The sequence below is a fragment of the Streptacidiphilus carbonis genome (assembly GCF_000787775.1).
In the GTDB taxonomy this organism is placed as follows: domain Bacteria; phylum Actinomycetota; class Actinomycetes; order Streptomycetales; family Streptomycetaceae; genus Streptacidiphilus; species Streptacidiphilus carbonis.
In genome coordinates, this window is record NZ_BBPM01000062.1 from 5308 (window position 1) to 19344 (window position 14037).

The following is a 14037-nucleotide window of genomic DNA, read 5'->3' on the forward strand; positions in this document are numbered from 1 at the left end:
CACACCCCCATCCCACCCCCACACACGTTTCCCACCACCCCTTGGGAGCAGCCATGTCCAGATTCGAACCCTCCCGGCGCGGATTCCTCGCAGGGATGGGCGCGCTCGGCGCCGGTGTCGCGCTCGGCGGGTGCGCCACGGCGACCACTCCGAGCGGCGGTGCCGCGCAGAAGGGCGGTGCGGTCACCCTCCAGTCCGACCTGTCCTCGCCGCTGGCCGAGAAGGCCATGAAGTCGCTGGTCGCCGCGTACAACAAGCAGAGCACGTACACGGTGAAGCTCAACACTGTGGCGGCGACCACCTACCAGCCGCTGCTGCCCACCTATCTGACCTCTGCGAACCCGCCGGACATCTACACCTGGTACGCGGGCTCCGACGCCAACCACTACTCGGCGCGCGGACTGCTGCTCGACGTCAGCAAGGTCTGGAGCTCGCTGGGCAACTACCCCACCGCGCTCAAGACCCTGAGCACCGACGCCTCCGGCAAGCAGATCTTCGTGCCCACGGACTACTACTGGTGGGGCGTCTTCTACCGCAAGTCGCAGTTCAAGAAGTGGGGCCTGTCCGAACCGACCACCTGGGCCGAGTTCCTGAAGGTCTGTCAGACCATCAAGGCCAAGGGCGTCATCCCGATCGGGCTCGGCGCCGGCACCGGGACGGCCTGGGTGGCCTCGGCCTGGTTCGACTACTTCGACATCCGGATCAACGGCGCCGAGTACCACCGCGGGCTGCTGGCCGGGCAGCACAAGTTCACCGATCCCCAGGTGGTGAAGGTCTTCGACGCCTGGAAGCAGGTGCTGCCGTACTTCGACCCGAACGGCACCGCGGTCTCCTGGCAGGAGGCCTCCAACCAGCTGCTGCAGGGCGAGACCGGGATGCTGCTGACCGGTACCTTCTTCGCGGACGCGGTCCCGGCCGGCTCCCTCGACGACCTCGACTTCTTCAAGTTCCCGGTCCTCGACCCCTCCGTACCGGACGTGGAGGAGGCGCCGACCGACGGTCTGTTCGCCAGCTCGCACACCGGCAACAGCGCGGCGGTCATGGACTTCATGAGCTGGATGACCACGCCGACGGCGCAGAACATGTGGACGCAGACCTCCTCGGGGACGGTCATCCCGGCCAACCCGCAGGCCACATCGCCCGCCACGCCCCTGGTCCAGAAGGGCAAGGCGATGCTCGCCGCCGCGGCCGACCTCACTCAGTTCTTCAACCGCGACTCCACCGACGCGCTGCAGAACACGGCCGACACCGCACTGGTCGACTTCATCCAGAACCCCGGCCGGCTGGACTCGATCCTGAGCACCTGGCAGTCGCAGGCGGAAAAAGTATGGAACTCCTGACATGAGCGTCGCTTCCACCCAGGCGCACCCCGCAGGCGCGGCGACCGCGGGCGGGCTCGGCGTGCGCGGTTCGCGCGGGCCCCGACGGGACCGCCGGTTCAAGCCGTTCGGCCCGTCGCCGCTGCTGATCGCCTTTGTGGTGGTCCCGCTGCTGATCGAGTCCGTGGCGGTGTTCTGGCCGGCGATCCAGGGCGTCTACATCTCGCTCACGCACTGGAACGGCGTGAACCCGCCGACTTTCGCGGGCCTGGACAACTACCGGCGGATGTTCGACGACCCGGTCTTCCGCAAGGCCCTGGAGAACACCGCGATCTGGCTGGTGCTGTTCGGTACGGTCTCAGCCGCGGGCGGCCTCGGCTGTGCGATGTTCCTCCAGCGCGAACGGCGCGGCATCGCGGTCTACCGGGCCGCGCTGTTCCTGCCCGTGGTGTTCTCGCTGACGGCCACCGCACTGATGTGGCAGACCCTGTACCAGCCGAGGGGCCTGGCCAACGGCCTGCTGTCGGCGATCGGCCTGGGCAGCTGGCAGCACGCCTGGCTGGCGGACCCGAGGACCGCCCTCTACGCGCAGATCCTCCCCGCGCTGTGGCGGGAGATCGGCTACGTCATGGTGCTCTACCTGGCCGGACTCAAAGGCATCGACCCCGCGCTCCACGAGGCGGCCAAGGTCGACGGAGCCTCGGCCTGGCAGCAGTTCCGCAATGTGACCCTGCCTCAACTACGCAGCGTCAACGCGGTGGTGCTGTCGGTCATTGTGATCGACTCGCTGCGCTCCTTCGACGTGGTGTGGTCGCTGACCCAGGGCGGCCCCTACAACTCCTCCCAACTGCTGAGCACGTACATGTACCAGACCGCCTTTGTGAACACCGACTTCGGCTACGGCTGTGCGCTCGCCGTCGTCATCTTCGTGCTCGCCTTCGGGGTCATCGTCAGCTACCTGATCCGCGCCTTCAAGGAGACCGACTGATGGCCGCGACCACACCCGGCCCGAATGCGGTGCCGTCCGCCAGGCCGTCCGCGATGTCGTCCGCCGCGCGTCCGGCGCCGCGCCGCGGGCCCGGCAGGTCGCTGCGCACGGCCGGGTTCCACACCGGTGCGATCCTGCTGTCGGCCGTCTGGTTCCTGCCGATCGCCCTCATCCTGATCATCAGCCTGCGCTCCACCGACGATGTGCTCGGCCACGGGCTCAACGCCCTGCCGCACTCGTTCCACCCCGGGAACTACGCCTCGGCGTGGACCGGCGGCGGGATGGAGCACGCGCTGGTCAACAGCGCGGTGATCGCGGTCCCCAGCGTCGCGCTGACCCTGCTGCTGGCGTCGATGGCCGCCTTCGCGCTGAGCCGCTACGAGATCCCGCTGCGCCGCACGCTCATCCTGGTGATGCTCGGCGGCAACCTGCTGCCCCCGCAGATCCTGCTGGTTCCGGTGGCCAAGCTCAGCCAGGTCTTCGGCGTCTACGACACCCTCACCACGCTGATCGTCGTCGAGGTCGGCTTCGGGCTCGGCTTCTACGTCTTCGTGCTGCAGGGCTTCATGCGCTCGATCCCGGCCGAGATCCAGCAGGCGGCGCTGATCGACGGAGCCGGGCCGTTCCAGATCTACTGGCGGATCGTGCTCCCACTGACCCGGCCGGCCCTGGCCGCGCTAGGCGCGCTCGCCTTCACCTGGATCTTCAACGACCTGCTGTGGCCGATCACCGTGCTGATCACCGAGTCGAAGATGCCGGTCACCCCGGCCCTGCTGACCCTGCAGGGGCAGTTCGTGTCCTACTGGAACGTCATCGCCGCCGGGTCCGTCATCGCCGCGGTCCCGACCGTCGCCGTCTTCCTGCGCTTCCAGCGGCACTTCATCTCCGGCCTCAACCTGGGAGCCGTCAAGTGACCGCCGTACCGCCGCTGCGCCGCCCGCTGCGCCGCCCGCTGCCGGGACGGGGCCGGTGACACCGTCTACAGTCAGTCCAGTCCGGTCGGCCGGGGCCTGCCGGGGTCGAGGAGTCTTCGCACGATGAGCAGACAGGAATCCGAGCCCGCCGAGCGTCCTTCCGGCGGCCGCCTGCCCGGTGGTGTGGCCGTGGTGACGGGCGCGGCGTCGGGGATCGGCGCGGCCACGGCCGCGCGCCTGGCGCGGGACGGCGCGGCGGTCGTCGTCGCGGACGTGTCGCCGAAGGGGGCGGATGTCTGCGCGGCGATCAGGAGCGCCGGCGGTCGGGCGGACTTCGTCCGGGCCGACGCGGCCGACGGGCAGGACTGGGAGCGCGTCGTCGCCGCCGCGCACGGGTTCGGCCCGGTGGACGTCCTGGTGAGCAACGCCTTCACGGTCGAGGTCGCACCGCTGCACGAGACCGGGCTCGCCTCGTGGGAGCGTCAGCTCGCGGTGAACCTCACCGCCTCGTTCCTCGGCGCCAGCGCGCTGCTGGCCGATCTGCGCGAGCGGCGGGGCAGCATCGTGCTGGTCTCCTCGGTCCACGCGCGGGTCGGGATACCGGGGCATCCCGCCTACGCCGCGGCCAAGGGCGGGCTGCTGGGACTGTGCGGGCAGTTGGCGGTCGAGTACGCCCCGCTGGTGCGGGTGAACGCGGTCCTGCCGGGACCGGTGATGAGCGGGGCCTGGGACCGGGTCAGCGAGCAGGACCGGAGATCGAGTGTCGACGCCACCCCCGCGGGCCGCTTCGGAACACCCGACGAGGTGGCCGCGGCCATCGCCTTCCTGGCCGGCCCGGAGGCCTCGTTCGTCACCGGCGCCAGTCTGGTCGTCGACGGCGGGTGGAGCGTCGCCAAGGCCTCCGCCTGAGGCCGGGCACCCAGAACAGTTCAAGGCTCCACAAATCTAAGGACGCGCAAGACATGTCGCTGTACGGAAGTCGGGGTGTCCACGGCCAGCTCGTGGCCAACATCGCCCGACGCGTGTTGAGCGGTCAACTGCCCGAGGGCACAACGCTCGACCTGGGCGCACTGCAGACCGAGCTCGATGTGAGCCTGACCGCGCTGCGCGAGTCGCTCAAGGTGCTCGCCGCCAAGGGCCTGGTGGACGCGCGGCAGAAGCGCGGTACCTTCGTGCGTCCCCGCGCGGACTGGAACCTGCTGGACCCGGACGTGCTGCGCTGGCAGTTCTCCGCCGAGGCGGACGTCTCGCTGCTGCGCAGCCTCAACGAGGTCCGCTGGATCGTGGAGCCCGCGGCGGTGCGGCTGGCCGCCGAGCGCCGTACCGAGGAGGACCTGGCCCGGCTGGACGCGGCGCTCGCGGCGATGGCGCGGGCCGCCGACTCGGACGGCGCGGTCGAGGCCGACCTGGCCTTCCACCGTGCGCTGCTCGACGTGACCCACAACGAGCTGCTCACCCGGATGCAGGCGGTCCTCGAATCCGCTCTCGCCGCCCGCGACCAGCTGGTGCACGGTACGGCGCAGCACTCCGACGACCCGGTGCCCAGCCACCGCGCGGTACTCGACGGCGTGCGGGCACGCGACCCCGACGCCGCGGAGGCCGCGATGCGCGCCCTGCTGGAGAAGGCGATCACCGACGAGGAACGGCTCCGGCCGGGAACGGACGCCGAAGAATGAAGATCGTCAGGATCGAGACCTTCATGGTGCCCCCGCGCTGGCTGTTCTGCCGGATCGAGACCGACGACGGCACGGTGGGCTGGGGCGAGCCGGTTGTCGAGGGCCGCGCCGAGGTGGTCCGCGCCGCGGTGGACGTCCTCGCCGAGTACCTGATCGGCCAGGACCCGCTGCGTATCCAGGACCACTGGCAGGTGCTGTCCAAGGGCGGCTTCTACCGGGACGGCCCGGTGCTCGGCAGCGCGGTCGCCGGTATCGACCAGGCCCTCTGGGACATCGCCGGCAAGACCTACGACGCCCCCGTGCACGCGCTGCTCGGCGGTCCGGTGCGGGACCGGGTCCGGGTCTACGCCTGGGTCGGCGGGGACGAGCCCGCCGAGCTCGCCGACGCGATAGCCGAGCAGGTGGAGGCCGGGTTCACCGCGGTGAAGATGAACGCGAGCGGCATCGTCTCGCCGATCGCCACCTCCGCCGAGGTCGACGCGGTCGTCCAGCGCGCCGCGGCGGCCCGCGAGGCGCTCGGCCCCGGCCGGGACTTCGCCGTCGACTGCCACGGCCGGTTCACCCCGGCCACCGCCCGCCGGGTGCTGCCCGAACTCGCCCCGTTCCGGCCGCTGTTCGTGGAGGAGCCGGTGCTCCCCGAGCACCACCCGGCGCTCGCCTCGCTGACCGCCCTGAGCGCGGTGCCGCTCGCGACCGGGGAACGCATCTACGGGCGCGCCGGCTTCCTGCCGGTCCTGCAGTCCGGGATCGCGGTGGTGCAGCCGGACCTCTCGCACGCGGGCGGCATCAGCGAGGTCACCCGGATCGCCTCGCTCGCCGACACCTTCGGCGCCCTGCTGGCCCCGCACTGCCCGCTCGGTCCGATCGCGCTCGCCGCGAGCCTGCAGGTCGGCTTCGCCACGCCGAACCTGTTGATCCAGGAGCAGAGCCGGGGCATCCACTACAACAAGGACGCCGACCTGCTCTCCTACGTGCTGGACACCGAGCCCTTCCGCTTCGTGGACGGTCACGCCGTCCGGAACCAACTGCCGGGGCTGGGAGTCACGGTGGACGAGCACGCAGTGCGTGCCGCCGACCGGATCGGCCACAGCTGGCGCAACCCGGTCTGGCGGCACGACGACGGTTCGCTGGCCGAGTGGTGAATCCGGGCGCCGAGGTGACTGCGACACCCGTCCCGCTCGATGTGCGCATCAATGCCGAACACGGCGGGCGATGGACGTCCCTGTACAGCGGCGGACGCGAATGGCTCTGGCGCCGTGACGACATGAGGCGCAGTCAGGTCGAGGTCGGAGATGCCTTCGTGGACGCGGGTGGACTGGAGGAGTGCGTCCCGACGGTGCGTGGGACGCCCGACCACGGGGAGGCGTGGAGCCGCGCCTGGACCGCCCTCGACGGTGCGGGGCTCGAACATGAGGTGTGCTGCGACGATTTCGAGCTGACCCGGCGGATCTCGGTGTCCGGAGGTGCGGTCGTCGCGGACTACCGGCTGGCCGCCGCGCCGGGATACCGCTTCGTGTGGGCCGGGCACGCGCTGCTCGACGTGGGCCCGGGGGCCACCGTGCGGCTCGATCCGGCCGCGAGGGTGCGCCTCTTCCCCGAAGCGGCGGCGTACCTGTCGACCCCCTGGCCGCAGGGAGCGCGCTGGATCGAGGGGGACTGGCCCGAGCCGCACGGCTTGCACCTGAGCAGTCTCGGCCCGGACGACGGCACCGCCGTCGGCGCGGTCGTCTATAGGGCCGACGGGCCGGGCGCTCCGGCCTCGGCGCTCATCGTGGACGGAACCGACCAGCTGCGCATGGACCTTGAGGCCGACGCACAGCCCGCCTCCGTCGCCCTGTGGCGCAACCTGCGCGGGTTTCCGCAGCCCGGCCCGTACCGCAGCATCGGAGTGGAGCCGATGCTCGGACGGGTCTTCGACCTGGCCGACGCCCGGGAGGGGGACTGCGCCGTGGTTCCGGCCGGGGGCGAGGTGCGCTGGCGGATGACGGTCAGCTGCTACCGCCGGGCGGAGGGAACCGCGGGCCGGTAGCTCACCCCCGGCCCAGCACCATCGTCGCCGAGGAGCAGAACCAACCTCCCGTCCCGCTGACCAGGGCCAACTGCGGGAGAGCGTCCTGTTTCAGCACCTGGCGTTCCGTTCCGGCGTAGTCGCCCCGCAGCTGCCGTACCGCCTCGACGATCAGGAACAGCCCGCGCATCCCCGGGTGGCAGGCGGACAGCCCGCCGCCGTCTGTGTTGACCGGGAGTCCGCCGTCGCGGAGCAGGCGGCCGGCCTTGGCGTCGACGTAGGGGCCGCCCTCGCCCTTGGCGCAGAAGCCCAGGTCCTCCAGGGAGACCAAGGGCATGTAGCTGAAGGCGTCGTAGATCTCGGCCAGGTCGATGTCCTCGGGCGTCACGCCCGCCCGCTGGTAGGCGAGGCGGCCGGAGACCGCGGCGGGGGAGACCGTGAAGTCCTCCCACTCGGACATCAGGTTGTGGCTGAGGTGCTCGCCGGTGCCGAGGATCCAGACCGGGTCGTGCCGGGTGTCGGCCACGTAGTCCTCGGCGGCCAGCAGCACGGCGCAGCCGCCGTCCGAGCGGATGCAGCAGTGCAGCTTGGTGAAGGGGGAGGCGATCTCCGGCCCGGCCAGCACCTCGTCCACCGTCAGCGGGGTGCGGTACATCGCGTCGGGGTTGGCGGCCGCGTTCGCCCTGGCCTGGACGGCGACACCGGCGAGCTGCTCCAGGGTGGTCCCGAACTCGTGCATGTGGCGGCGGGCCGCCATCGCGTACTTGGAGATCAGGGTGTGCCCGTACGGGGCCTCGAACTGCTGCGGGCCGCGGGCGCCGAGGGCGATTCCGGCGGTGCGGCGGCGGGCCTTGAGGTCGGCGCGTGCCGTGGAACCGTAGACCAGCAGGACGGCTTCGGCGTGGCCGGCGGCTATCGCGTCGGCGGCGTGGGCGGCCATGACCTCCCAGGTGGAGCCGCCGACGGAGGTGGAGTCGGTCCAGGTCGGACGCAGCCCCAGGTACTCGGACACCTCCACCGGGGCGAGGATGCCGAGCCCGGCCGAGGCGACGCCGTCGACCAGCTCGCGCGGCAGACCCGAGTCGGCGAGGGCGCGCCGTGCCGCCTGGGCGTGCAGCTGGAACGGGGTGGCCTGGTCCACCCGGCCGCAGTCGGCCAGGGCCGCGCCGACGACGGCGACCCTGCGGCGGCGCGGCGAGCTCTCCGGGACGGGGGAGTGCAGTGACGGCGCGGGCACGGGTGATCAGCTCCCTCGGGCGTGGACACGAGATCTGACGGTACATCAGATTTATGGCCGCGCGCCTCTGTGCCCTGCGGATCCGCGCTTCTAGTATGACGGATCGTCAGATTAAAAAGAGGAGGCGGCATGGACCCCGCGCTGACCCCGGAACAGGAAGCCGTCCGCCGCACTCTCAGGGAGCTGCTGGCGAAGCACAGCGGTCCCGACGAGGTGCGAACGGCGTCCGCCGACCCGCAGGGCTACGACGCCGAACTGTGGCACCGGCTCGCCGACCAGCTCGGCCTGCCCGGACTCGCCCTTCCCACGGCGTACGGCGGGATCGGCCTCGGGCCGGTGGAGCTGGCCCTGGCCTGCGAGGAGAGCGGACGGGCGCTGCTGCCGTCGCCCCTGCTGGCCTCCTCGGTGCTGGCGTCCACCGCCGTCCGCATCCTCGGCACCGGGCAGCAGCGCGCCGAGCTGCTGCCCGCCCTGGCGGGCGGCGCCCGTACCGGCGCCCTGATCACCGCCGCCGCGCCCGCGCTCGCACTCGGGCTGATCCCCGCCGGCCCCGGTGACGGCCTGCCGGACGGCACGACGGCGGGCGGCGGCCGGGCCGGCGGCATCCAGGCGCGGCCCGCCCCGGAGGGCGACGGCTGGCTGCTCTACGGCGAGGCCGGGGAGGCGCTGGACGGCGCCCGCGCCGATCTGCTGGTCGTCGCCGCCCATACCGGGGGCTTTCCGCGCAGCCGCACGGTGCTGTTCCTGGTGGAAGCCGCCTCGCCCGGCCTCGCCCGTACCCGGCTGGCGGCGATGGACGACACCCGGACCCTGGCCCGGGTCGAGTTCCGCGACACCCCGGCCGTCCCGCTCGGCGACCCGGAGCGCGACGCCTCGCCCGGCCTTGCCCGTACCGGGCTCTACGCCGCGCTCGCGGTGGCGGCGGAGGCGGTCGGCGCGGCTGAGCAGTGCCTGACCAGGACGGTGGAGTATGTGCAGGTCAGGAAGCAGTTCGGCCGGGCGGTGGGGTCCTTCCAAGCGGTGAAGCACCGCCTCGCGGATGTGTACGTCGCCGTGGAGACGGCCCGCTCCGCGGTGCACTACGCGGCCTGGACCCTGGAGCGGGACGAGGAGACCGGGGACAGGAGCGGGGAAGGCGAAGCTGCGGCGGCCACCGCTGTGCCGCTGGCGCTGGCACACGCCCTGGAATCGCTGCGCACCGCCGCGGCCGACGCCGTCCAGCTGCACGGCGGGATAGCCATCACCTGGGAGCACGACGCCCAGCTCTACTTCAAGCGGGCCGCCGCCGACGAGCTGCTGTTCGGGCCGCCGCACCTGCTGCGCGCCCGCGCCGCGGAGCTCGCGAACCTGTTCGGCCCGACGCCCGTCCCCGTCCCCGTCCCCGCTCCCGTCCCTACCCCCGCCCCCGTCACTGTCCGCCAGGAGGCCTGACATGGCGACACCCGCATCCACACCCGCCCCCGCGCCGGCCCCGGGACCGGAGCTGCGTCCGCCGAGCTCCCGGCTGGAGGCGGTGGTCCAGAAGGTCTCGTCCAGCCCGGTCTTCGCCAGGATCGCTCCCCGGGTGCTGCCGCCGATGGACAAGATGGTGCACCGGATCACCGGCGGCAAGGTGATGATCAGCCAGTACATGCTGCCGTCGCTGTTCCTGACGACCACCGGCCGACGCAGCGGGCAGCCGCGGGTGGCCCCGATGGCCTGCCTGCCCGAGTCCGGCGGCACCTTCCTGGTGATCGGCAGCAACTTCGGCCGCCCGGACCACCCGGCCTGGACCGGCAACCTGATCGCCAACGGCAAGGCCCTGGTCGAGCACCGGGGCCGGACCGTGGAGACGACCGCCCAGCTGCTGGAGGGCGAGGCGCGGGCCGGGGCCTGGGCGGCGCTGCTCCGGATGTGGCCGCCGTACGCGACCTACCAGGCTCGGATCGAGCGGCAGATCCGGATCTTCCGGCTGACGCCGGTGCAGGTGAAAGCGGAGACGGAGGCGGAGGTGGAGGCGGACGGGCAGGACGGCTGAGGCAGAGCGAAGGGCGGCCGTCCCATTGCTGGGACGACCGCCCTTGATGGACTAGGGTGCGGGGCTCGAACCGGAGTACCTCCCCCGAGGCACGCCCGGCAGCTCGGCCCGACCGGACAGGCGGCCGGGGCCCGCGACCCAGGACGGTGCTGCTATGCGCTGCTAGTGCGTCACTTCGGCGGCTTCTTGCCGGTCATGCCGAGGTAGACCAGGAGCGCCAGGTTCGGCTTGAGCTCCTTGGCCTTGACGCCCCAGGAGTCGAAGCCCTTCTGGTGCTCGGCGACGGCGGCCAGCATGGCCACCAGGGAGCCGGCGACTGCCGGTGCGCTGATCGACTTGTCCGCCTTCCCGGTGTCCTGCATGGCCTTGAGGGAGTCCGTGAGCGAGTTGGTCACGGCGTTGAGGATCTTCATGCGGATCTTGAAGAACCGCTTGTCCCCTTCTGCCGATCCCAGCGTCACCACGCGGAGAATGGCCTCGTTGTCGCGCCAGAAGTTGAGGAAGCCTTCCACCAGCTCCTCAGCCGTCTGGTAGCCGGACTTGCCGGCCCACGACTTCTCGGCGACCAGGTCCTTCAGGGCGGCGCCTTCCCGGGCCATTCCATCCGCGATCTCGAGGACAGCGCCCTCGACGTCGGGGAAGTACTGGTAGAACGTTGCGGGGGAGGTACCGGCCATCCGGGCGACGTCGATGACCTTGACGTCCCGGTAGGGCGATGTGCTGAGCATCTCGCTAAGGCATTCGAGCAGCTTCTGCCGCGTCGCCTGCCCGCGTCGCCCGGCGACACGCCCGTCGACGGTGCGAACTTGTCCTGTCATGCCGTCAGTTTACCGTGGCAAGATCCCCGCGCTATTCGGCAGTGGCCCGAATGGTCCGTCAGGCTGACGGACCGCCGGATCCAGGGCCTGAGGACCCGTCCGACGCCGGTGCCTGGGCGTCGTCCGGCGCCGGCCGCACCGCACGGTCCAGCCACTCCTCCCGGCTGCGCGGCAGACCGCTGTCGCCGTCAGTTCCGGTGCGCACCGCGAGGATCTGGTTGACCCCGATCCGGTTCTCCTCGAAGGCCAGCGCCGAGGCCGCCATGTAGAGCCGCCAGACCCGGGCCCGGCCCAGGGTGGTGAGCTTGACCGCGCGGTCCCAGTCGGCCTCCAGGTTGCCGACCCAGGCCCGCAGCGTCAGGGCGTAGTGCTCGCGCAGCGACTCCACGTCGCGGATCTCGAAGCCGGACTCCTCCAGCAGGCTGACGGTCTGCCCGATCGGCGCGAGGTCCCCGTCCGGGAAGACGTACGCCGCGATGAAGGGGCTGATCCGGTAGTCCTCCCCGGGCAGGTTGGGCCGGCGGGCGATCTGGTGGTTCAACAGCCGCCCGCCCTTGCGCAGCAGCCCGTACAGCTGGGTGCCGTAGCGGCGGAACTGCTCGGAGCCGACGTGCTCTGCCATGCCGACGCTGGAGACGGCGTCGTACGGGCCGTCGTCGACCTCGCGGTAGTCCTGCAGCCGGATCGTCAGCCGGTCGGAGAACCCGGCCTGCTCGATCCGCTCCCGGGCGCCGCGGGCCTGCTCGGTCGAGAGCGTCACCCCGACGCCCTCGACGCCGTAGTGCTCGGCGGCGTGCAGCAGCAGCGAGCCCCAGCCGCAGCCGACGTCCAGCAGCCGCATGCCGGGCCGCAGGCCCAGCTTGCGGCAGATCAGGTCGAGCTTGGCCTCCTGGGCGGCCTCCAGGGTGTGCGTCCCGGTCGGCCAGTAGGCGCAGGAGTAGACCATGGACGGGCCCAGGACCAGCCGGTAGAAGTCGTTGCCGACGTCGTAGTGGTGGCTGATCGCCTTGCGGTCGCGCAGCAGCGAGTGGCGGGTGCCGGCGACCTTGACCCGGGTGGCCTCCTCCGGCGGCAGCGGCGGGCGCGGCCCGATCGCCCCGGTGCCGATCGCGGTCCGGAGCAGCCGTCGGCCCTGCGGGCCGAAGACCTCGCGGGGGTCGGGCCGCAGACTGGCCGTGTTGCTCCGCTCGACCAGCCGCACCACGGCGTCCAGCAGCTCATAGAGGTCGCTGTCCTCGGCGAGGTCCAGATCGCCCGACACATAGGCGCGGGCCAGCCCCAGTTCGTCCGGACGCCAGATCAGATGCCGCAGCGCCCGCCGGTTGCGCAGTTCCAGCACCGGGGCGCCGGCCGGACCGGCCTCCCCGCCGTCCCAGGTGCGCAGCCGGATCGGCAGCTCGGTGCCCAGCAGGTCCTCCAGCACCGGGACCAGCTGGCCGGCCATGCCCTGACCTGGATCGACCTTCCTCAGGATCTTCCTCGGTGCCCTGGTCCGGGTCTTCTGCTGTGCCTGCGTCACCTTGCCACCCATCCCGCGCCTCCCGTGCGCCTGCGCCTTCGTCCATCTAACGACGGCGTCCTGCCAAAACCCGATTCAGCCGTGCGACACGGCCGAATGTGTCCACACGCATGGCCTACTGCCCCATGGGGACCCTGCTCCATGTGTCCGCGGGAACGATTTTTCGGGGCTGGTTGGCTACAGCGGCCGTCGACGTTGGAGAATCAGGGACAGCGGAACTACGGGGAGGTGGCTGAGGACGTGGACCAGCTGACGGCGCACGATCCCAGGCGGATCGGCCCCTTCGAGGTGCTCGGGCGCCTCGGTGCGGGCGGAATGGGGCTGGTCTACCTGGCCAGGTCCTCCGCGGGCCGACGAGTGGCGATCAAGACCGTGCGTGCGGAACTGGCCGAGGACCAGCTGTTCCGGGTGCGTTTCGCCCGCGAGATCGCGGCGGCGCGCACCGTGTCCGGCTTCTACACCGCGGCGGTGGTCGAGGCGGACGCCGATGCGCCGGTGCCCTGGCTGGCCACCGCCTACATCCCGGCCCCCTCGCTGGAGGACCTGGTCGCCGAGTGCGGCCCGATGCCGGTGGGCGCCGTGCGCTGGCTGGTCGCCGGGATCGCCGAGGCGCTGCAGTCGATCCACGCCGCCGGACTGGTGCACCGCGACCTCAAGCCCTCGAACGTGCTGGTCACCGAGGACGGACCGCGGGTGATCGACTTCGGTATCGCGGCCGGGGTCTCGCACACCCGGCTGACCATGACCAACGTCGCCGTCGGCACCCCGGCCTACATGTCGCCCGAGCAGGCCAGGGACAGCCGCAGCGTGACCGGGGCCAGCGACGTGTTCTCGCTGGGCTCGATGCTGGTCTACGCGGCCACCGGGCACGCCCCGTACCACGGCGCCAACCCGGTGGAGACGGTGTTCATGCTGCTCCGCGAGTCCCCGGACCTGTCCGGTCTGGCGCCGGACCTGGCCCCGCTGGTCAAGGCCTGCATGCGGCCCGCGCCCGAGCGGCGGCTGACCCCGGCCCAGATCCAGTCCGAGCTGGCCCCGCACCTGTATTCCAACGGCGACGGGGACGACGACTCCCGCGACTGGCTGCCGCCGGTGGCGCTGGAGCTGATCGACCGCAAGCGGGGGCGGCGCAACACGCCCCCGCCGCCGGTGCCCGCACCCGTCCCGGCCCCGGTCTCCGCGCCGCCCGCAGCCCCGGTGGCGGCGCCCGTGCCGGCGCCGTCGGCCGGGTACGACCCCAGGACCGCGCATCCGGCGCCGCTGGCGCAGCGGTCCGCGCCGTCCGCGCTGGACGAGTACGCGCCCACCAAGAAGGTCCAGCCGGCCGCGGGAGGGGGACGGCGGCACGCGGGTGCGCCGGATCCCGAGCCGGCCCTGGCGCAGGCAGTGGCCCCGGCGCCGGTGCTCACCACGCCCACCCCGGTGGTGCAGCTGCTCGGCGGCTCGGTCGCCATCGGCCCCGGCGTCAAGGCGGGCGAGACCGGTGCCCCGGGGGCGGACGACTCACTGCCGCCGGCCGCCACCGGCTGGGTGCGGCGGGG

Annotated in this window: 13 protein-coding genes; 10 read left to right on the forward strand and 3 right to left on the reverse strand. The window is 72.1% G+C overall.

From position 1 onward, the window contains the following. Positions 1-53 precede the first annotated feature (53 nt). The 7 genes from TR46_RS31715 (at position 54) to TR46_RS31745 (ending at position 6926) form a co-directional block, all read left to right on the forward strand. Positions 54-1340 (forward strand): ABC transporter substrate-binding protein, encoded by a 1287-nt coding sequence (locus TR46_RS31715; RefSeq protein WP_042408608.1) that lies wholly within the window; start codon positions 54-56, stop codon positions 1338-1340. A 1-nt stretch (position 1341) separates the two neighbouring features. Then, complete coding sequence (locus TR46_RS31720) at positions 1342-2307, forward strand: carbohydrate ABC transporter permease (protein WP_042408611.1); 966 nt, start codon at positions 1342-1344, stop codon at positions 2305-2307. Further along, positions 2307-3221, forward strand: coding sequence for a carbohydrate ABC transporter permease (locus TR46_RS31725; RefSeq protein ID WP_236655609.1), 915 nt, complete (start codon positions 2307-2309; stop codon positions 3219-3221). Before TR46_RS31720 ends, TR46_RS31725 begins: the two co-directional genes overlap by 1 nt. Before the next feature lie 123 nt (positions 3222-3344). After that, a complete protein-coding gene (locus TR46_RS31730) occupies positions 3345-4130 on the forward strand; it encodes an SDR family NAD(P)-dependent oxidoreductase (RefSeq protein ID WP_042408613.1) in 786 nt (261 codons plus the stop codon). Positions 4131-4183: 53 nt separating this feature from the next. Further along, on the forward strand, positions 4184-4897 hold the full coding sequence (locus TR46_RS31735; RefSeq protein WP_042408617.1) for a FadR/GntR family transcriptional regulator: 714 nt from the start codon (positions 4184-4186) through the stop codon (positions 4895-4897). Continuing rightward, positions 4894-6039, forward strand: coding sequence for a galactonate dehydratase (dgoD, locus tag TR46_RS31740; protein WP_042408620.1), 1146 nt, complete (start codon positions 4894-4896; stop codon positions 6037-6039). Before TR46_RS31735 ends, dgoD begins: the two co-directional genes overlap by 4 nt. A gap of 122 nt (positions 6040-6161) precedes the next feature. Then, positions 6162-6926 (forward strand): hypothetical protein, encoded by a 765-nt coding sequence (locus tag TR46_RS31745; protein WP_236655610.1) that lies wholly within the window; start codon positions 6162-6164, stop codon positions 6924-6926. 1 nt (position 6927) lies between these two features. Here the strand turns inward: TR46_RS31745 and TR46_RS31750 are convergent, their stop codons facing one another. Next, positions 6928-8142 (reverse strand): thiolase C-terminal domain-containing protein, encoded by a 1215-nt coding sequence (locus TR46_RS31750; RefSeq protein ID WP_042408623.1) that lies wholly within the window; start codon positions 8140-8142, stop codon positions 6928-6930. Positions 8143-8271: 129 nt separating this feature from the next. On the opposite strand from TR46_RS31750, the gene TR46_RS31755 reads away from it, so the two are divergent. Together TR46_RS31755 and TR46_RS31760 are read left to right on the forward strand one after the other, a co-directional pair. Continuing rightward, positions 8272-9573, forward strand: coding sequence for an acyl-CoA dehydrogenase family protein (locus TR46_RS31755; protein WP_063770715.1), 1302 nt, complete (start codon positions 8272-8274; stop codon positions 9571-9573). Between the two features lies 1 nt (position 9574). After that, positions 9575-10159, forward strand: a complete 585-nt coding sequence (locus TR46_RS31760) for a nitroreductase family deazaflavin-dependent oxidoreductase (protein ID WP_084719112.1) — start codon at positions 9575-9577, stop codon at positions 10157-10159. 170 nt (positions 10160-10329) lie between these two features. On the opposite strand, the gene TR46_RS31765 is transcribed toward TR46_RS31760, so the two are convergent. Further along, positions 10330-10977, reverse strand: coding sequence for a TetR family transcriptional regulator (locus TR46_RS31765; protein WP_030249568.1), 648 nt, complete (start codon positions 10975-10977; stop codon positions 10330-10332). A 58-nt stretch (positions 10978-11035) separates the two neighbouring features. After that, positions 11036-12421: a class I SAM-dependent methyltransferase gene (locus tag TR46_RS31770; RefSeq protein WP_063770716.1), complete on the reverse strand. Its 1386-nt coding sequence runs from the start codon at positions 12419-12421 to the stop codon at positions 11036-11038. Positions 12422-12736: 315 nt separating this feature from the next. Between TR46_RS31770 and TR46_RS40235 the strand changes: the two genes are divergently transcribed. Beyond that, positions 12737-14037 (forward strand): serine/threonine-protein kinase (locus TR46_RS40235; RefSeq protein ID WP_439654403.1); only part of this gene is annotated, 1301 nt, incomplete at its 3' end.